This is a genomic window from Pseudomonas citronellolis (assembly GCF_001586155.1).
In the GTDB taxonomy this organism is placed as follows: domain Bacteria; phylum Pseudomonadota; class Gammaproteobacteria; order Pseudomonadales; family Pseudomonadaceae; genus Pseudomonas; species Pseudomonas citronellolis.
The window spans coordinates 5,826,694-5,844,908 of the sequence record NZ_CP014158.1 but is presented as its reverse complement, the minus strand read 5'-3'; the positions used below and the strand labels follow the sequence as shown (position 1 = coordinate 5,844,908).

Here is an 18,215-nt window from a genome sequence, read left to right as displayed (position 1 = left end):
TGTAGGGCGCATAGCGCCTACGCCCGTCTTGCAGGCAGCGCCGAGCTCGCCTGCAACGAGCGGACTTTGTCCGCGATAGCCGGATTCCTGAGCGTGTTCACAGGCTAGGGCAGGGACACGCCATGCACGGCGCAAAGGTCCTCCACCAGCGCCTGCAGGGCCTGGTTGTGGCCCGCATCGTCGCGCAGGAGCAGGCTGTGCTCGATGCCGTAGCCGAGCCGTTCGGCGAGCAGCGGGCGCAGGTCGAGGTCGGAAACGTTGTGCAGCATGGGGCCTCTGCATCCGTCTGGCGGCATGTGAGCGAGCGAATGCATCGAATCTTATCGATGCGTGAAAGCCCCCACCACGTACCTGTACGAGTGCCGCCGGGCCCGTGCTAGAGTGCCGGACGAGTTTTCCCGCGGGGTTCACGATGACGTTGCGCCACCTGTTCTGCCTTGCCTTCCTGGCCTTCTCCGGGCCGCTGTTCGCCGCCGCTGCGCCGGTGGCCCATGCCCAGTTCCTGCCGCCGGACGACAACAACCTGCGCGGCGAGGCGCCGGAGCAGCAGCAACTGCTGCAGGTCACCGAATACAGCGTGGTGCTGGGCAACCAGCGCCAGTCAAACCAGCAGCCGATCCCGATCACCACCCCGGCGCTGCTGCGCCTGAAGGGCAAGCCGCTGAACAAGGGCGGCGCCGTGACCCAGGTGCTGATCAGCTTCGACAGCGAGGGCAAGAGCCTGAAGAAGCCCAGCTACGACGCCGCCAGTCGCACCCTGAGCCTGTCCTACCCGGCAGCGTCCTATACCCAGCTGCTCGACCTGCTGCGCCATGGCCCGGTGTTCTGCCAGTTCCTCAGCTATCCCAACGGCCACGTCTGGGCCGACCTGCACAGCGGCGCCGTGCGCCTGCGTTGAGCCGGCGCCCGCCGCGGGGTTACACTGCCCGCCTTTGATGACGGCCGGGCCGTCGACTGGTGCCGTAGAGAGAAGCGAGCGATGCGTAAAGACAAGAAGCAGGTGATTGGCGAAGAGATCGGCGACGAGTCGATCAAGCTGTTCCTCGAGGTCGAACCGGCCGACGACACCCCGCCGTCGCTGCACAAGCTGATCAAGGCCTACCGCGGCCTGCGCATCGACGATTTCGAGCGCTTCGTGAAGTTCTTCGTCGAGGCCGGTTACGACCTCGGTGCGAAGAACGCCAAGGGCGAGGACTTCGTCGCACTGATCCGCGACCAGCGCCAGGCCGAGCCCTACATCGAGGTGATCGAAGCCGCCCGCGGCTGATCGACCTCGCCGTGATGAAGCCCGCCGTGTGCGGGCTTTTTCGTGCCTGATGCCTGGCCCCGTAGGATGGGTGGAGCGAAGCGATACCCATCGCCATGGCCGCATGGGTTTCGCAAGCTCAACCCATCCTACGAAGAGCGCATCGGCGCAGATCCCCCGCCCCCCGCCTAGACTTGCAGGTAGAACAACGACAAGGTGAGGACGCCGACATGCATGTACAGCCCTATCTGTTCTTCCACGGCCAGTGCGACGAAGCCATCGCCTTCTACCAGCAGGCCCTCGGCGCGCAGCTCAATGCGCTGATGCGCTACGAGGAGGCGCCGGGGCCGCTGCAGGTGCCCGACGGCTGGTGCGAGAAGGTCATGCATGCCAGCCTGCAGATCGGCCAGACCGAGGTGCTGATGTCCGACGGCCGCGGCGAGCACGAGGCGCCGTTCAATGGCTTTTCGCTGCACCTGGCCCTGCACAGCGTGGCCGCCGCCGAGAAGGCCTTCGCCGCGCTGGCCGAGGAGGGGCAGGTGGACATGCCGCTGGAGAAGACCTTCTGGGCGCAGCGCTTCGGCATGCTCCACGACCGCTTCGGCGTCGGCTGGATGATCAGCGCTCGCTGAAACGAAGGCTGCACAAACGAAAAGGCCCGCCGGATGGCGGGCCTTTTGCGCTGGCGCTGGATCACTGATCCAGCTGCAGCTTCTGCCAGGTGTAGGCGTTGATCTCGCGGTAGGCCGAGGCATCGGTCTCCAGCTGCTTCTCGCGGGCCGGGAAGATTTCCTTGAGCTTGGCGCCCCAGGCTTCGGACTTGTACTGCTGCGGGAAGCAGCGCTCCAGCAGGCCGAGCATGATCGATACGGTGACCGACGCGCCCGGGGAGGCGCCCAGCAGGGCGGCGATGGTGCCGTCCTCGGAGGCCACCAGCTCGGTGCCGAACTGCAGGATGCCGCCTTTCTTGGCGTCCTTCTTGATGATCTGCACGCGCTGGCCGGCGGTTTCCAGGCGCCAGTCGGCCGGGTTGGCCAGCGGGTAGAACTTGCGCAGGCTTTCCAGGCGCTGGTCCATGGACTGCATGACTTCGCGCACCAGGTAGCGGGTCAGGTCCATGTTGTCGCGGGCGACTGCCAGCATCGGCATCAGGTTGCTGCCGCGCACCGACAGCGGCAGGTCGAGGAAGGAGCCGTGGCGCAGGAACTTGGTGGAGAAGCCGGCGTAGGGCCCGAACAGCAGGGACTTCCTACCGTCGACCACGCGGGTGTCCAGGTGCGGCACGGACATCGGCGGGGCGCCGACCTCGGCCTGGCTGTAGACCTTGGCCTGGTGCTGCCTGACCACCTCGGGGTTGTCGCAGCGCAGCCACTGGCCGCTCACCGGGAAGCCGCCGAAGCCCTTGCTTTCCGGGATGCCGGACATCTGCAGCAGCGGCAGCGCGCCGCCGCCGGCGCCGAGGAAGACGAACTTCGCGCGGATCTTGCGCGACTGGCCGTTCTGGGTGTTCTTGATGTCGACGATCCAGTCCTGGCCGTCGCGCTCAAGGCCCACGACCTTCTGGAAGTAGCTGACTTTCGCGCCGTCCTGCTTGCCCAGACGGGCCAGCAGTTGGTTGGTCAGGGCGCCGAAGTTGACGTCGGTGCCGTGCTCGACGCGGGTGGCGGCGACCTGCTCGTCGGCCGGGCGGCCGGGGATGGTCAGCGGCGCCCACTGGCCCAGCTGCTCGCGGTCCTCGGTGTAGACCATGGACTCGAAGGCGTGGTGCTGGCTCAGCGTCTCGAAGCGCTTCTTCAGGAAGGGCACGTCCTTGCCACGGACGAAGCTCAGGTGCGGCACCGGGTTGATGAAGTTGCGCGGATTGCCGAAGCCTTCCTTGTCCACCAGGTGCGCCCAGAACTGCTTGGACACCTCGAACTGGGCGTTGATCTGCACCGCTTTCTTGATGTCGATGGAGCCATCGGCGGCCTGCGGCGTGTAGTTCAGCTCGCAGAGGCCGGCGTGGCCGGTGCCGGCGTTGTTCCAGGGGTTGGAGCTCTCGATGGCTCCGGACTCCTGCAGTTCGACGATCTCCAGGCGGGTGCCGGGTTCGACTTCCTTCAACAGGGTCGCCAGGGTTGCGCTCATGATGCCGGCGCCAACCAGCAGCACATCCAACGCTTCGTGTTCGTTCGCCATTCTCGCTCGCCACACTCTCGTGAAGTAGTGAAAAACCTTCAAATCACGCTCTTATGGAGACGTGAAGCTCAAAGGGGGTCGTCGCTGCGGGCGGGTCCGGACTCGGTACGGAGGGGACTCGCGGCAATCCTTGCCTGAAAGTGTCGTCGCAACGATCGGTACAAAGCGCGGGACCGGTGGCCACGGCGCAATTGGCGACTCTCTAGGAGGGTGTGACAGGCCGACGGGCGCAAGGCTGTCGTGCTGTGGGACCCGATCAGGAGGCGTCCTTATAATCGGGGCGCGATTATAACGACGAAAAGCAAAAAAAGCCCTCGTACTTAGACTTTTTTCCGAGTTCCAGTCACCGAATTTCCTATTTTTGCACCAATATGGTGCGACATGCCCTTGCGCATGTCGCCGCCAAGGAACCTGTAACAAAGTGCCAGCGTCCAAGCTGCAGAGCGCTATCAGGGCGCTCCGACGGCCGGTATACTGCCCGCCGTTCCGAGCCCAACCCATGGAGACACGAACATGTTGCAGCGTCTGTTGCTCAGTCTGATCGCCGCCGGCACCCTGGCCTTGTCCGGCTGTGCCCTCAGCCCGCAACAACTGAACCCGGACCCGGTATTCAAGGGCCAGCCGGTCGCCGTCGGCCAGGGCCAGCCGGTGGTGGTGAAGGTGGTCGACGGCCGCCAGAGCACCGAGCTGGGCACCCGTGGCGGCCTCTACTCGGAGACCAGCGCGGTCACCGTGCGCAGCCAGGACGTGATTCCCAAGCTGCAGGCGCAGACCGAGGCGGCGGTGCGCCTGCTCGGCTTCACTCCCTCGCCGAACGCCTATAACGCCCCGACCCTGACCCTCACCCTGGCCGAGCTGAAGTACCAGTCGCCCAAGGACGGCATCTACGTCACCGAGGCCACCATAGGCGCGACCTTCCGCGTCGACGTGCAGGCCGGCGGGCGCCGCTACAACGGCCGCTACGGCTCCAGCCTGAACCAGCGCTTCGGCATGGCGCCGAACCAGCAGACCAACACCAAGCTGGTCAGCGACGTGCTCAGCGACGCCCTGGACCGCGTGTTCAAGGACCCGACCATCGGGCAGACGCTGAACCAGCGCTGATCGTCCTGGCGCGAATGAAAAAGCCCGGCACTCGCCGGGCTTTTTCGTTCATGGTCGCGGGAGTTCAGGCGGCGGCCTGGCGGAACGGGTCGGTCTCGTAGGCCGGCTGGCGCTCGTCGGCTTCCGGCAGGTCCAGGTGTTCGTGGCCGCAGGCCTGGCAGTACACCAGCCAGTGGTCGTCTTGGACGTTGAAGGAGAGGTCGGTGACCACGGCTTCGATTTCATCCAGGTGTTCGATCAGGTAGGCGCTTTCGTGGGGTACGATTTCGAGCATGGCGAATCTCCTAGGCGGGATACCGGATGGCGAAAGGTGACTAGCCAGTCACGTGCCAGGTGTCGGAAAAGGCTTAGAACCCTTCTCGATAAGGCTGACGTTCGTCGTGAATAAGACGACCGAACTGGCTGTGCCTTCCTCCTGACAGATACAATCGGGCGTCTTTCTTTCAGTCCTGTGACGCACCCGCTGCGGTTCGTCGCTTCGTACAGAACTCGGCCTTGGCGCTTTCTGGCTTCCGGGCGTGCAGTCCTGAAGTGTGGAGGTCGTGATGTCGCTGCAGGCGCTCTGGAATCTGTTCCAGGCCCATCCCGCCCGGGTTCTCAACGACCTGGCATTGTTCTTCGCCCTGGCCGGCGCCTGGCTGCTGCTGGCCACCCGCCGGCGCGAGCGCCAGGCCCTGCAACGCCTGGTCGCCGGTGGCGATGGCGTGGCCGCGCCGCTGGCCGAGGCCGAGCCCTCGACGGCGAAGATCAACCGCTTCTTCTACCTCTTCGGCTTCGCCTGCCTGGCCCTGGCCGTCGCGCTGAGCCAGTACAGCACGCATCTGCCGGGCTGAAAACGCACCGTCGCGATGCAAAAGGGCGCCCATGGGCGCCCTTTTCGTTCATGCGGTGGCTCAGGCCTGCTTGAGCCGGTACTGGTTCAGCACCGGGTTGGCGTACTGCAGGACCAGGTAGGGGCGGTGCTCCGGCGGGCAGGCCTGCAGGCGCTGCTGCCACTGCTCGCGGGCCCGGCGCAGTTCATCGGCGCCGAACAGGCTCTCGGCGCCGGGCACGGCCAGGGCCGGGTCGCGCAGCTCGGACATCTCGTAGGCCAGGTAGTGCACCGGGAACAGCCGGTAGTTGCCGAGGATCTGCCGGTCCAGGGCGGCGGCCAGCTGCTTGGCGTCGGCGTAGTCGCCGTCCATCTCGGCGCCGAAGTTGATCTGCACGCGGCCTTTGTAGCCGGTGATGCCCTGGGCGATGCTGGCGTCGTCCTCGCCCGGCGCCTTGCGGTACTCGCCGGTAGTGGCGCGGGTGTACAGCTCGCGGGCCTTGGCGGCGTCGCAGGGGTCGTATTCGTAGCTGATCGACACCGGGATCAGGTGCAGCTCGCGGACCACCTCGGCGAAGGGCTCGTCCTTGCGGCTCATGTGGAACATCTTGAGGATCGCCGAGTCGGTGCGGTCGTCACCGTCCTTGGCGCGGCCCTCGGCCTGGGCGATCCACACCGACTCGCCGTCGTGGCGGATCGAGTGGTTGATGTAGGCCGAAAGGGTGGTGTAGGCCGCCAGCTTCTCGCGCCGGCCGCTGATCGAGCGGTGCACGATGAAGCTCTTGTTCAGGCGCATCAGGTCGCTGACGAAGGGCCGCTGCAGCAGGTTGTCGCCGATGGCGATGCGCGGCGTCGGCAGCTTGGCGTGGTAGATGGCGTAGTTGCAGAACGCCGGGTCCATCACGATGTCGCGGTGGTTGGCGATGAACAGGTAGGCGCGGCCGCTCTTGAGGTTGTCCAGCCCGGAGTAGGTGACGCCGTCGGTGGCGTGCTCGATGGTGCGGTCGACGTAGGGCTCGCACTTGTCCTGCAGTTCCACCACGCTGCGGATGCCGGTGACCTCGCGGGCCAGGCGGTGGGCGATCAGCGGGCGCAGCAGCCAGCCGAAGGGGCGCGACAGGCGCGGATAACGATAACGCGCCAGAATACCCAGGAAGGCGTCGTCGCTCAGCAGGCGCTGGAGAACGGCCGGGACTTCGGCGTCGTTGTACGGTCGGATGGCTTCGAACTCGCCCATCATGCTCTCTTGTTCATGGGTGTAACTGGCACGGCACGCGTCTGGCGCGGGCCTCTCCCCCGGAAAAACGGCCATGCCCGCGGGCCTGGCCGGATAAAAAGACCGCGGGAGTATAACGGAAGTCACAGGGGACCTTCAGATGCTCGAGACCCAGGCTTACCACTGCCCCTATTGCGGGGAAGCGGTCGAGGCCGTGCTAGACCTCTCCGGCGGCGACCAGAGCTATTATGAAGATTGTCCGGTGTGTTGCCGGCCCATCCTGTTCCAGCTGTACACCGACGGCGCCCAGTGGTCGCTGGAGGTTCACCGGGAGGACGACTGATGCAGCGAGTCTACGAACCGGCCGACCTGGCCGAGGCCGAGTTGCTGGCCGGCATGCTGGCCAGCGAGGGCATCGACTGCCACCTCGGTGGTCGCCACCTGCTCGGCGGCATCGGCGAACTGCCGCTGCACGGGCTGCTGCACCTGTGGGTCGACGACGACGCGGCGCAACAGGCGCGGGAGCTGATCCAGGCGTACAATGCCGCGCAGCCGTTGCCCGGCCCGGCCGACGAGTTCGGCCCGGCCAGCGGCGTGCTGCTCTGTTGAGGCCGCGCTGGAGCGCCGATGACCGCCCGCTTTGCCCTGTTCCGCTGGACCCGCGAGCTCGCCAAGCTGCCGGGCTTTCCCAAGGACCACCCGCCGCACTGGAACCTCGCCCCCGGCGCGCAGCTGCTGATGCTGCGCGAGGAGGCCGGCGTGCGCCGCGCCGACCTGGCGCGCTGGGGTCTGACTCCGGCCTGGCTCACCGACCTGTCGCGCACCCCGGCCCACGCCCGCGCCGAGACGCTGCACGAGCAGCCGATGTTCCGCGAAGCCTTCGCCCGCCGCCGCTGCCTGGTGCCGGCCAACGGTTTCTACGAATGGCGCGGGGTGCGCAAGCGGCCCTACTGGGTGGCCGGCGCCAGTGGCCTGAGTTATTTCGCCGCGGTCTGGGAGGCTTACCCGGTGGGCGGCCACACCTGGCTGAGCCTGGCCCTGGTGACCCAGGCGGCCGGTCCGCTGCGCCGCCCGTTGCTGCTGGAGAGCGAGGAGGACAGGGCGCTCTGGCTGGGTGACGAGACGCCGCTGCCCAAGCTGTTGAGCCTGCTGGCCCGACCGCAGGTGCGGCTGCGGGAGCAGGCGCTGGCGAGCATAGTCAACGATCCGGCTTGCGATGGGCCGGAGTGTTTGACGCCGGCTTGATGCGGGAGCGCTGAAGGGGCTTTTCGTAGGAGCGAGCTTGCTCGCGAATGGCGCCTCCCGATTGTCGAGGTGCGACAGATTGACTCCGCTCCCTCTCCCCAGCCCTCGGCTGCGCGCCCCGCCCTGAAGGGAGAGGGGGCTAGACCGTGCCGAGAACAGGCATGGTTTCAGCCGGAAACCACCGCGCTTGCCGGCTGACGCAGGAATACCCATGCACGCCGAACGGTCCCCTCTCCCTTCAGGGAGAGGGTTAGGGAGAGGGCGCTCTTCAGGGTAGGCACCCACGCACCCCCCTTCGCGAGCAAGCTCGCTCCTACGAAAAGCCTCCGCCTTATCATCCAGAGGCCCCCACTCGCATTCAGCAGCCTGATAGTGCGCGCCAGTTTCCCCTGCGCTTGCCTAAGCTGCACTCCACCCCTTCGCTCTGGCCGCGTTGGCGGCGAACAGGAGTTCGGCATGCACAATAACAACAACGGCTACCCCTCCAGTGCCGTGGCCTGGTCCACGGTGGCGATCCTCATGGTCGCCTACGTCCTGTCGTTCATCGACCGGCAGATCCTCAACCTGCTGGTCGGGCCGATCCGCCGCGACCTGGCCATCAGCGACACCCAGATGAGCCTGCTCATGGGGTTGTCCTTCGCGCTCTTCTACACCCTTTGCGGCATCCCCCTCGGGCGCATGGCCGACAGCCGCAGCCGGCGCGGGCTGATCACCGTCGGCGTACTGATCTGGAGTGCCATGACCGCGGCCTGCGGCCTGGCCCGGCAGTACTGGCAGTTCCTGCTGTTCCGCGTCGGCGTCGGCGTGGGCGAGGCGGCGCTGTCGCCGGCGGCCTATTCGCTGATCGCCGACAGCTTCCCGGCGCAGCGCCGGGCCACCGCCATCAGCGTCTATTCCATGGGCATCTACCTAGGCTCCGGGCTGGCCTTCCTGCTCGGCGGGCTGGTGATCAAGTTCGCCTCGGCCCAGGGCGACGTGCACCTGCCGCTGCTCGGCGAAGTGCGCCCCTGGCAGCTGATCTTCCTCATTCTCGGCGCCGCCGGTGTGCTCTTCACCCTGCTGATGCTGGCGGTGAAGGAGCCGCAGCGCCACGGCGTGGGCGCCGGCGTCGAGGTGCCGATGCGCGAGGTCGGCGCCTACCTGCGGGCCAACCGCAGGACGGTGATCTGCCACAACTTCGGCTTTGCCTGCATCTCCTTCGCCAGCTACGGCAGCGGCGCCTGGGTGCCGACCTTCTTCGTCCGCACCTACGGCTGGGACGCCGGCCACGTCGGCGTGGTGTACGGCAGCATAGTGGCGGTGTTCGGCTGCCTGGGCATCGTCTTCGGCGGGCGCCTGGCCGACCGCTGGGCCAAGCGCGGCAGGACCGACGCCAACATGCGCGTGGGCCTGCTGGCGGCCTGCCTGGCGCTGCCGCTGTCGGTGACCTTCCCGCTGCTGGACGACGCCAACCTGGTGGCCCTGCTGATGGCGCCGACGGTGTTCTGCCTGAGCATGCCCTTCGGCGTGGCGCCGGCGGCGATCCAGGAGATCATGCCCAACTCCATGCGCGGCCAGGCCTCGGCCATCTACCTGTTCGTGGTCACCCTGTTCGGCCTGGGCGTGGGCCCCACCGCGGTGGCGCTGGTCACCGACTTCGTGTTCCACGACGACATGGCGCTGCGCTACTCGCTGCTGATCGTCACCAGCCTGGCGCTGCTGGGCGGCGTGGTGCTGCTGGGCATGGGCCTGAAGCCCTACCGCCAGAGCCGCGAGCACCTGCAGAACTGGAGCCTGCAGCGCGAACCCGGGCAGGACAAGGGCAGGATGCAGCGGCAGCCGGCGTAGGGCGTATAACCGTTCGCGGTTATACGCCGCCACACCCAAACCCATGCCCGGCTTCGCGGTCATGATCGGAGCGCTCCGGACAGGCGCTGCGGGTTCGAATCCGCAGCGGTCCGGGGCCGAGGTCAAACGGCGGATAACGTCGAACGTTATCCGCCCTACGTTGCGCCGAGGTGCCTTTCGTAGGATGGGTTGAGCTTGCGAAACCCATGCAGTCACGGTGATGGGTGTCGCTTCGCTCCACCCATCCTACGGGGGAGGGGTAGGACTCTGTCCGTGTTCAGTGCGCCGGGCTTGGATCGCCCTCTGGCGTCAGGTCCTTCTTCGCCACCAGCGTGTACACGCACGGCAGCACGAACAGGGTGAAGAGCGTGCCCACGGTCATCCCGGTGGCGATCACCACGCCGATGTCGAAGCGGCTCACCGCGCCGGCGCCGGTGGCCAGCAGCAGCGGGATTACCCCCAGGACCATGGCCGCGGTGGTCATCAGCACCGGGCGCAGGCGGATGGCCGCGGCTTCTTCCACCGCCTCGCGCACGCCCAGGCCGCGTTCGTGGCGCAGCTGGTTGGCGAACTCGACGATGAGGATGCCGTGCTTGCTGATCAGCCCGATCAGCGTCACCAGGCCCACCTGGGTGTAGATGTTCAGGCTCGACAGGCCGAGGAACAGCGGCACCAGCGCGCCGCAGATCGACAGCGGCACCGTGACCATGATCACCAGCGGGTCGCGGAAGCTCTCGAACTGCGCGGCCAGCACCAGGAAGATCACCGCCAGGGCCAGGCCGAAGGTCAGCAGCAGGGCGTTGCCTTCCTGGACGAACTGCCGCGAGGCGCCGGCGTAGTCGAAGGCGAAGCCGCGCGGCGACTCCTGCTCGGCGATCTGCTTCACGGTGTCGATGGCGTCGCCCATGCTCACCAGCGGCACGCCGGAGACGATCGCCGAGTTCAGCTGCTGGAACTGGTTGAGCTGGCGCGGCCGCGCGCGCTCGTGCAGGGTCACCACGGTGGACAGCGGCAGCAGCTCGCCGCGGCCGTTCTTCACGTAGTAGCTGCCCAGCCATTCGGGGTTCTCGCGGAAGCGCCGCTCGACCTGGGCGATCACCTTGTAGCTGCGCCCGTCGATGGTGAAGCGGTTGATCTCGCCCTCGCCCAGCAGGCTGGCCAGGGTGATGCCCAGGTCCTGCATGGACACGCCCATCTGCGCCGCCTTGGCGCGGTCGATGTCGACCACCAGCTCCGGCTTGTCGAAGGCCAGGTCGAGGTCGAGGAAGGCGAACTTGCCGGATTCCTCGGCGCGCTTCTTCACCCGCTCGGCCACCTGCAGCAGCGACTCGTAGTCGCTGGCGGTGTTGATCACGAACTGGAACGGCAGGCCCTCGCCGGTGCCTGGCAGCGACGGCAGGTTGAAGCCGAATATCTGCAGGCCGGGGATCTTGTCCAGCTCTGCCTGCACCGCGTGGAGCAGCTCCATCTGGCTGCGCTCGCGTTCGTCCCAGGGCTTGAGCAACATGCCGCCGATGCCGCTCTGCACACCGTTGTAGCCGTTGATCTGGAACGCCGAATAGTACTCGGGGAAGCTGCGGAAGATGCGCTCGAACTCGCCGGTGTACTTGTTCAGGTAGTCCAGGTTGGCGGTCTGCGGCGCGTTGGCCATGAGGAAGACGATGCCCTGGTCTTCCTCCGGCGCCAGTTCCTTGTGGGTGAACACCAGCAGCAGCGGGATGATCGCCAGTACCAGCGCGCCGAACACCAGCACCACCGGGCGGTTGTCCAGGGTGGCGTGGAGGCTGCGCTGGTAGCGTCGCTTCAGGCCTTCGAAGAGCAGGTCCAGGCGGTGCGACAGGCCGCTGGGGTTCTCGTCGTGGCGCAGCAGGCGCGAGCACATCATCGGCGACAGCGTCAGCGCCACTACCCCGGAGATGATCACCGCGCCGGCCAGGGTGAAGGCGAACTCCTTGAACAGCGCGCCGGTCAGGCCGCTGAGGAAGCCGATGGGGGCGTACACCGCGGCCAGGGTGATGGTCATGGTGACCACCGGCACGGCGATTTCCCGGGCGCCTTCGATGGCGCCCTGGAAGGGCGACTTGCCGTCCTCGATGTGGCGGTGGATGTTCTCCACCACCACGATGGCGTCGTCCACCACCAGGCCGATGGCGAGCACCATGGCCAGCAGCGTCAGCAGGTTGATGGAGTAGCCCATCAGCTGCATGAAGAACAGCACGCCGATCATCGACAGCGGGATGGTCACCACCGGGATCAGCACCGAGCGGAAGGCGCCGAGGAACAGGAAGACCACCACGATGACGATGAGGATGGCCTCGCCGAGGGTCTTCACCACCTCGTCGATGGAGGCCTGGATGAAGCGCGTGGCGTCGTAGGCGATGGACACCTTCAGGTCCGGCGGCAGCTGTTCCTCCAGCTCGGGCATCTTGGCGCGGACTTCCTTGATCACGTCCAGCGGGTTGGAGCTGGGCGTGCCCTTGATGCCGATGTACACCGAGGGGATGCCGTTGAACGAGCTGACCGAGTCGTAGCTGGCCGCGCCCAGTTCCACCCGCGCCACGTCGCTCATCAGCACGCGGCGATCGCCGAGGGTCTTCAGCGGGATGGCGGCGAAGGCCTGCGGCGATTTCAGGTCGGTGGCGGCGTTGACGCTGGTGACCACCAGTTCGCCCTTCACCTCGCCGGCGGCGGAGAGGAAGTTGTACTTGCGCACGGCGTCGTCGATGTCGCTGGCGGTGATGCCGTAGGCGGCCATCTTCACCGGGTCCAGCCACAGGCGCATGGCGAACACCTGGTTGCCGAGGATTTCCGCCTCGGCGATGCCCGGCAGGGTGGCGAGCTTGGGCTGGATCACCCGCGACAGGTAGTCGGTGATCTGCGGGTTGTCCATGTGCTCGCTGTAGAAGCTGATGTACATCAGCGCCGAGGCGTCGGCGGCTTCCTTGTCCAGCACCGGGTCCTCGGCGTCGGGCGGCAGCTGCGTCTTCACCTCGCCGATCTTCGACAGCAGCTCGGTCACCAGGCGGTCGGTGTTGGCGCCGATGTGCGCGTAGATGGAGATCACCGAGTAGTTCTGCCGGCTCACCGAGGTCATGTAGTCGATGCCCTCGGCGCTGGCCAGGCTCTGCTGCAGCGGCTGGGTGATGTAGCCCTGGATGGTCTCGGCGTTGGCCCCGGCGTAGAAGGTGGTGACGGTGATCAGCGCGTTCTCCATCTGCGGGTATTCGCGGATCACCAGGCGGCTGAAGGCCTGCATGCCGAGCAGGACGATCAGCAGGCTGACCACCGTCGCCAGCACCGGGCGGCGGATGAAGGGATCGGTAAAGGCCATGGTTCAGTCCTTTGTCGTTGCGCCCGCGCGGCCGTGGCCGGGCGGGGTTCGGCGGCCGCGCGGGCGGCCCTGGTGCTTGGGTTGCGGCTCAGCGCACGTCGTCGACGATGGCCACCGGGGTGCCGCTGTCCAGCTTGAGCTGGCCGCTGGTCACCACCTGTTCGCCGACCTTCAGGCCGTCGAGGATCACCGCCTTGCCTTCGCGGCGCTCGCCGACCTTGACGAAGCGGCGCTCCACGCCCAGCAGCGGCTGGCCCTTGGCATCGTTCTGCGGCTTGCCGTCCTTGTCCTGCTTCGGCCCCACCACGTACACCGAGTTGCCGTACAGGGTGAAGGCGATGGCGGTTTCCGGCACCACCACGCGCTGCGCGGTTTCCGGCAGCTGCACCTCGAGGCTGGCGAACATCCCCGGCAGCAGCTTGCCGTCGGGGTTGGCCATGGCCGCGCGCACCTGCAGGTTGCGCGTCTCGTTGTCCACCCGCGGGTTCAGCGCCTGGATGCGCGCCTCGAACACCTGGCCCGGGTAGGCCGCGACCGTGACCAGCACGCGCTGGCCGACCTGCAGGCGGGGGAAGTCCTGTTCCGGCAGGAAGAAGTCCACCAGCAGGGTGGAAAGGTCCTGCAGGGTGGCGATGGGCGTGCCCGGCGAGACGTAGTCGCCGACGTCCACCTGGCGGATGCCGATGGTGCCGCCGAAGGGGGCGAGCACACGCTTCTTCGCCAGCGCCGCCTTGAGCTGCGCGACCGTGGCGCTGGAGCGCTGCAGCTGGGCGGCCAGGCGGTCGAACTCGCTCTTGGAGATGGCCTGGCGGCCGACCAGGCTGCGGCCGCGCTCGAATTCCACCTGGGCCAGGTTGAGGTCGGCCTCGGCGGTGCGCAGGGTGGCGGCCTCGACGTCGTTCTCCAGCTGCACGATGGGCTGGTCGACGCGGACCTTCTCGCCGGAGGCGAACAGCACCTGGCGCACGGTGCCCGAGGCTTCGGCGGTGAGCACCACGCCCTGGTTGGCGCGCAGGGTGCCGATGGCCGGCAGGCGGCTCTGCCAGGTGAGTTCCTCGGCCTTGACCGCGGTGACGCTGACCGGCGGGCGCGGCGCGGTGAACTGGGCGATCTGCTTCTGGATGGAGAAGTACTTGGAGCCGGCGAGCACCGCGACTATGACGGCGACCGCGCCGAGCATGATCAGCATGCGGCGCAACATGTTCCTGTTCCTTGGTAAGTGCCTGGCGGCTCTGCGCTGCGAGGGGCCCGTTCCTGTATGACCGGCCCTGCCTTCGCGGGACTGCATCGGTTCCCGGAGCCTGGCGGGAATGCCCCGTTGCGGGGCAGAAGTGCGCACATTAGACGGAGTTCGCTGCCGCGTCAAAGTGCCTTGATTGCAGGACGTTTCCCCTCGCGGGGGATTTAGCGCGGCCCTGCGCGGTTCAGGACGCCAGGTGCAGGTGGTTGTCCCAGAACGCCGGCGGCAGTTGCAGCACCTCGGCGGCGATCTTTTCGCCGCGGCAGTCGTAGAGGCGGCAGCGGCCCTGGCCGGAGGTGACCACGAAGCCGTCCTTCACCGCGCCGACGCCGGCGCAGTCGGGCAGCGGCGCGTCCAGGCGCAGGGCGCCGCTGTCCAGGTCCCAGATGAAGAAGCGGTTGCCGCGCGGCGCGGTCAGGGCCACCAGGCGCAGTTCGTCGTGCACCGCCACGCTGGCGGTGTACTGGACCATGGCCTGGCGCTGTTCCTCGCCCAGCGGGAAAGGCTGGAAGCTCTGGCCGGGGCGCTTGATGGCGAGCAGGTCGGCGGCCTCGTGGGCGTCGCCCATGAACTGCTGGCAGGCGACGATGGTGCCGTCGGCGGCGATGGCCAGGTGGCGCACGCTGTTCATCTGCTGGGCCAGGGTTTCCTTGGAGACCAGCGAGCCGTCGCGGCGCATCAGCACCAGGCTCGGTTCCATGGCGTCGAGGTTCATTTCCACCCGGCTTTCGGCTTCGGTGCGGATGCCGCCGTTGGCCACCACCAGGGTCTCGCCGTCGGGCAGCCAGGCCACTTCGTGGGGGCCCAGGCCATGGGTCGGTACTTCACCGGTGTGCGCCAGCTTCTCGCCGTCGAAGCGGTAGATGCCGAGCAGGCCGCGGCCCGGGTCGGTGGTGTCGTTCTCGGTGGCGTAGAGCCACTCGCCGTCCTTGTGCCACACGCCGTGGCCGTAGAAGTGGCGGTCCGGCTGCGAGTCCAGGGTCTGCAGCAGGCGGCCGTCCTCCAGGCTCACCAGGTAGCTCTGGCGCCCCGGGCGGCGGGCCACGAACAGCGCCAGCGGCAGCGTCGGGTGCTGGACGATGGCGTGGCAGCGCAGGCCCACCTCGGTGGCGAACGCGCAGCTGCCGTCCAGGCGGTAGCCCACCGCGTAGTGCTTGCCGTCCGCGTCGTCGCGGGCGGACAGCAGCAGGGGCTCCTTGCCCTTGCGCGACAGCGTCCAGCCGCCGAAGGAGAGGGCGCCGAGCAGCAGGCTGCCCAGGCCGATCACGTGACGTCGCAGCATGGCGTTCACCTCTTTCACTTCATTCACCCCTGATCCGGCGAGCTAGAGCCAGGCTAGGCGGAGAGACACGGCGAATGCGGAGTTCGCATCTGCGAATTCGACGTGTCTGTCCAACGACGCATGGCCGACGCTCGACTGGTCAGTCGCCGTCGTTGGCGTTGAAGCCCAGTTGCACGTTCAGCGCCTTGGCCAGCTCGCCCTCGTGCAGGCGGTGGACCACGTTCAGGCTGTCGTACAGCTCGTTGAGCTGCTTGACGCCGGCATCGTCCTTGAGCAGTTCGCCCAGGGGCTGTTTGAGCGCGGCGAACTTGCCGTGGACGTCGGCGTAGGCGGCGTCGATCTTGCCGGCCAGGTCCTTCTGCTCGCTCGGCAGCAGGGCGCGCAGGCCCTTGCCGTCGGTGCCTTTCCACAGCGCCTCGGCGCCGTTGAGGCTGGATTCCAGGCTGGCCAGGGAGATGTCGCTGCGCCAGTTCTCGGCCTGGAACGGTTGCGGGATGCCCTTGCTCTGGCGGCCCAGCGGGGTGCCGAGCTTCTTCTTCAGCATGTCCAGGGCGGTGACCTGCACGCGCATCATCTCGGCGATGGCCTCGTGGGCGTCGGCGTAGCGCTCGTTGGGGAACTTGCTCATCTGCGCGAGCATGCCGTTGTCGGCCTTCCAGCGTGTCAGGATGTCCTGGGCCAGGGCCTGCTGGTGCTCGCCGATGGCTTCCAGCAGCGGGCAGTAGCGCGCGCGGGTGGCGGCGTCGGCCAGGTCGATCCTGGCGTCGAAGAGGATGTATTCGTAGGCGGTCAGGCCCTGCACCACCACGCTGGACTTGGCCAGGGTGGCGGGGGTGATCTGCGCGTCGCCGTTGAGCAGTTGCTCGACCTGGCGCGCCACCAGGTTCTTCTTGTCCGGGTAGAACTGCACCTGCCAGGCGCGGTTGCCCTCGGCCAGCGGGCCGATCAGCAGCGGCTGCAATTCGGCCCAGGCCTTCTGCGCGGCGACGAAATCGGCGCGAGCCTTGGCCAGCTCTTCCTTGCCCTGGCAGAAGGCCAGGGCGCTGGCGGCCAGGGCGCGGTCGGCGTCGACCCAGCGGCTGTAGGCCGGCAGGATCACCTGCTGGGCCAGCGCGGCGCTGGTGGTCGCCTGCGGGTCCTGCGGCGAGCAGGCGCCCAGGGCGATGGCGAGGCTGGTGAGCAGTAGTCGGGGGCGGAACATGTTCGGCTCCTTAGAGTGAATTCAGGAAGTCCAGCAGGGCGCTGCGTTGCGCGGCGTCGAAGGCCAGTACCCGCTGCCTGGCCGCCTCGGCCTCGCCGCCGTGCCAGAGCACGGCTTCCAGCAGGTTGCGCGCGCGCCCGTCGTGGAGGAACTGGGTATGGCCGTTGACCACCTCGGTCAGGCCGATGCCCCATAGCGGCGGGGTGCGCCAGTCGCGTCCGCTGGCGAGAAATTCCGGGCGATTGTCCGCGAGTCCCTCGCCCATGTCATGTAGTAGAAGGTCGCTGTAGGGGCGGATCACCTGGTTGGCCAGCTCCGGCTCGGCGGCGTCGGGCCCGGTGGTGAACTTCGGGGTGTGGCAGCCGGCGCAGCCGGCCTGGTGGAACAGCGCCTTGCCGGCCAGCACCTGCGGGTCGTCGACCTTGCGCCGCGCCGGCACCGCGAGGTTGCGCGCGTAGAAGGCGACCTGGTCGAAGATGCGCTGGCTGACCTCGGGCTTGCCGCCGTCGACGGCCTGGCGGCAGGCGGTCTGGGCTTCGGTGCAGTCGTCGCCGGGCAGCAGGGGGCTGGTCAGGCCCATGTCGCCGGAGAAGGCGTGGGCGTTCTGCTGCGCCACGTCGGGCTGCCCGGCCTTCCAGCCGAAGCGGCCGAGCACGGTCTGCTGGCGGGCGTCGTCCCAGACGCGGTTGGCGCGGCCGCGGATGCCGTCGCCGTTGCGGTCCTCGGCGTCGGCATTGGCCAGGATCGCCGCTTCGGGGATGGCCTCCAGCAGGCCCAGGCCGATCATCGGCGGGGCGACGCGGGCGGAGAACTGGGTGTCCGGGTGCATGGGGCCGTAGCCCAGCTCGGTGAGGCGCAGGATCGGCTTGCGCAGCTCGACCTCGGTGCCGTCCTTGAAGCTCACCTTCAGCGGCTGGTAGTCCATGCGCACCCGCGCCTCGGGGGCCACGCCGGGAATCGCCGAATCCTGCAACTGGCCGCCGTAGACCGGCTCGGGCACCACGCCCAGGCGCTTGAGGGTGCGTGCGTCCTCGGCGCCGGCGGGAATCGACAGGCGCACCAGCATGGACACCGCGTTGATGTCCCTGGGCCCCGGCGGATGGCCGCGGCCGTCCTTGATGTGGCAGTTCTGGCAGGCGTTGGTGTTGTACAGCGGCCCCAGGCCGTCGCGCGCGGTGGTGGTGGTGGGCGCGATCACCCAGGGGTTGCGGAAGAAGCTGTTGCCCACGCTGAAGTCCAGGCGGCGGCTGGGCGTGAGGTTGCCCGAGGGCATGGAGTAGGCGTTGCGGTCGGCCTGGTAGACGGTGGCGCCGCCGCCGGACAGGGCCTCGCCCGGTTCGGCCACCGCCTTGGGCTCTTCGCGACCGCAGCCGGCGAGGGCCAGGGTAGCGAGCAGGGCGGCGAGGGCGACGGTTGGACGGCGGTACATCGAGGCGATCCAGGCTGAAAAACGGGCGGGCCATCTTAGCAGTTGGGCAAATGCAAATATGAAAAATTTATATTCGCTATTGCCGTGTGGCCCGGATGAAACGCCAAG

At 67.6% G+C, this 18,215-nt stretch carries 18 protein-coding genes; 9 read left to right on the top strand and 9 right to left on the bottom strand.

The window, feature by feature from the left end:
- Nucleotides 1-104: 104 nt before the first annotated feature.
- Nucleotides 105-269 carry a hypothetical protein gene (locus tag PcP3B5_RS31885; RefSeq protein WP_160336947.1) on the bottom strand — a complete coding sequence of 55 codons (165 nt, stop codon included), beginning with the start codon at nt 267-269 and terminating at the stop codon, nt 105-107.
- Nucleotides 270-412: 143 nt separating this feature from the next.
- Here PcP3B5_RS31885 and PcP3B5_RS25535 point away from each other — a divergent pair, with 143 nt between their 5' ends.
- The 3 genes from PcP3B5_RS25535 to PcP3B5_RS25525 all read left to right on the top strand — a co-directional run bounded on the left by PcP3B5_RS25535 (nt 413) and on the right by PcP3B5_RS25525 (nt 1,878).
- A complete protein-coding gene (locus PcP3B5_RS25535) occupies nt 413-898 on the top strand; it encodes a hypothetical protein (RefSeq protein ID WP_009615837.1) in 486 nt (161 codons plus the stop codon).
- 81 nt (nt 899-979) lie between these two features.
- Nucleotides 980-1,267, top strand: coding sequence for a PA4642 family protein (locus PcP3B5_RS25530; RefSeq protein WP_009615841.1), 288 nt, complete (start codon nt 980-982; stop codon nt 1,265-1,267).
- Nucleotides 1,268-1,476: 209 nt separating this feature from the next.
- Nucleotides 1,477-1,878 carry a VOC family protein gene (locus PcP3B5_RS25525; RefSeq protein WP_009615843.1) on the top strand — a complete coding sequence of 134 codons (402 nt, stop codon included), beginning with the start codon at nt 1,477-1,479 and terminating at the stop codon, nt 1,876-1,878.
- 61 nt (nt 1,879-1,939) lie between these two features.
- On the opposite strand, the gene mqo is transcribed toward PcP3B5_RS25525, so the two are convergent.
- Nucleotides 1,940-3,424, bottom strand: a complete 1,485-nt coding sequence (gene mqo / locus PcP3B5_RS25520) for a malate dehydrogenase (quinone) (protein WP_061562721.1) — start codon at nt 3,422-3,424, stop codon at nt 1,940-1,942.
- Between the two features lie 513 nt (nt 3,425-3,937).
- Here mqo and PcP3B5_RS25515 point away from each other — a divergent pair.
- Nucleotides 3,938-4,525: a YajG family lipoprotein gene (locus PcP3B5_RS25515; RefSeq protein ID WP_009615848.1), complete on the top strand. Its 588-nt coding sequence runs from the start codon at nt 3,938-3,940 to the stop codon at nt 4,523-4,525.
- 64 nt (nt 4,526-4,589) lie between these two features.
- On the opposite strand, the gene PcP3B5_RS25510 is transcribed toward PcP3B5_RS25515, so the two are convergent.
- On the bottom strand, nt 4,590-4,799 hold the full coding sequence (locus tag PcP3B5_RS25510; RefSeq protein ID WP_009615850.1) for a hypothetical protein: 210 nt from the start codon (nt 4,797-4,799) through the stop codon (nt 4,590-4,592).
- Nucleotides 4,800-5,070: 271 nt separating this feature from the next.
- Here PcP3B5_RS25510 and PcP3B5_RS25505 point away from each other — a divergent pair, with 271 nt between their 5' ends.
- Nucleotides 5,071-5,358: a hypothetical protein gene (locus PcP3B5_RS25505; protein WP_061562720.1), complete on the top strand. Its 288-nt coding sequence runs from the start codon at nt 5,071-5,073 to the stop codon at nt 5,356-5,358.
- Nucleotides 5,359-5,418: 60 nt separating this feature from the next.
- Here the strand turns inward: PcP3B5_RS25505 and PcP3B5_RS25500 are convergent, their stop codons facing one another.
- Complete coding sequence (locus PcP3B5_RS25500) at nt 5,419-6,576, bottom strand: 1-acyl-sn-glycerol-3-phosphate acyltransferase (protein WP_061562719.1); 1,158 nt, start codon at nt 6,574-6,576, stop codon at nt 5,419-5,421.
- Between the two features lie 136 nt (nt 6,577-6,712).
- Here PcP3B5_RS25500 and PcP3B5_RS25495 point away from each other — a divergent pair, with 136 nt between their 5' ends.
- The 4 genes from PcP3B5_RS25495 (at nt 6,713) to PcP3B5_RS25480 (ending at nt 9,624) form a co-directional block, all read left to right on the top strand.
- The gene (locus PcP3B5_RS25495; RefSeq protein ID WP_009615856.1) at nt 6,713-6,895 is read left to right on the top strand and encodes a CPXCG motif-containing cysteine-rich protein; all 183 of its coding nucleotides are present in this window, start codon (nt 6,713-6,715) and stop codon (nt 6,893-6,895) included.
- Nucleotides 6,895-7,161 (top strand): putative signal transducing protein, encoded by a 267-nt coding sequence (locus tag PcP3B5_RS25490; RefSeq protein WP_058487500.1) that lies wholly within the window; start codon nt 6,895-6,897, stop codon nt 7,159-7,161. The genes PcP3B5_RS25495 and PcP3B5_RS25490 overlap by 1 nt, the downstream gene beginning before the upstream one ends.
- An 18-nt stretch (nt 7,162-7,179) precedes the next feature.
- Nucleotides 7,180-7,797: an SOS response-associated peptidase gene (locus tag PcP3B5_RS25485; protein WP_061562718.1), complete on the top strand. Its 618-nt coding sequence runs from the start codon at nt 7,180-7,182 to the stop codon at nt 7,795-7,797.
- Nucleotides 7,798-8,253: 456 nt separating this feature from the next.
- Complete coding sequence (locus PcP3B5_RS25480) at nt 8,254-9,624, top strand: spinster family MFS transporter (RefSeq protein WP_043273269.1); 1,371 nt, start codon at nt 8,254-8,256, stop codon at nt 9,622-9,624.
- Nucleotides 9,625-9,901: 277 nt separating this feature from the next.
- Here PcP3B5_RS25480 and PcP3B5_RS25475 read toward each other — a convergent pair whose 3' ends face one another.
- The 5 genes from PcP3B5_RS25475 to PcP3B5_RS25455 all read right to left on the bottom strand — a co-directional run bounded on the left by PcP3B5_RS25475 (nt 9,902) and on the right by PcP3B5_RS25455 (nt 18,107).
- Nucleotides 9,902-12,955 (bottom strand): multidrug efflux RND transporter permease subunit, encoded by a 3,054-nt coding sequence (locus PcP3B5_RS25475; protein ID WP_043273268.1) that lies wholly within the window; start codon nt 12,953-12,955, stop codon nt 9,902-9,904.
- 88 nt (nt 12,956-13,043) lie between these two features.
- Complete coding sequence (locus tag PcP3B5_RS25470) at nt 13,044-14,156, bottom strand: efflux RND transporter periplasmic adaptor subunit (protein WP_043273267.1); 1,113 nt, start codon at nt 14,154-14,156, stop codon at nt 13,044-13,046.
- A 223-nt stretch (nt 14,157-14,379) separates the two neighbouring features.
- Complete coding sequence (locus PcP3B5_RS25465) at nt 14,380-15,477, bottom strand: DUF1513 domain-containing protein (protein WP_061562717.1); 1,098 nt, start codon at nt 15,475-15,477, stop codon at nt 14,380-14,382.
- A gap of 139 nt (nt 15,478-15,616) precedes the next feature.
- On the bottom strand, nt 15,617-16,678 hold the full coding sequence (locus PcP3B5_RS25460; RefSeq protein WP_009615871.1) for an imelysin family protein: 1,062 nt from the start codon (nt 16,676-16,678) through the stop codon (nt 15,617-15,619).
- A gap of 10 nt (nt 16,679-16,688) precedes the next feature.
- A complete protein-coding gene (locus tag PcP3B5_RS25455; protein WP_043273265.1) occupies nt 16,689-18,107 on the bottom strand; it encodes a di-heme oxidoreductase family protein in 1,419 nt (472 codons plus the stop codon).
- Nucleotides 18,108-18,215: the final 108 nt, after the last annotated feature.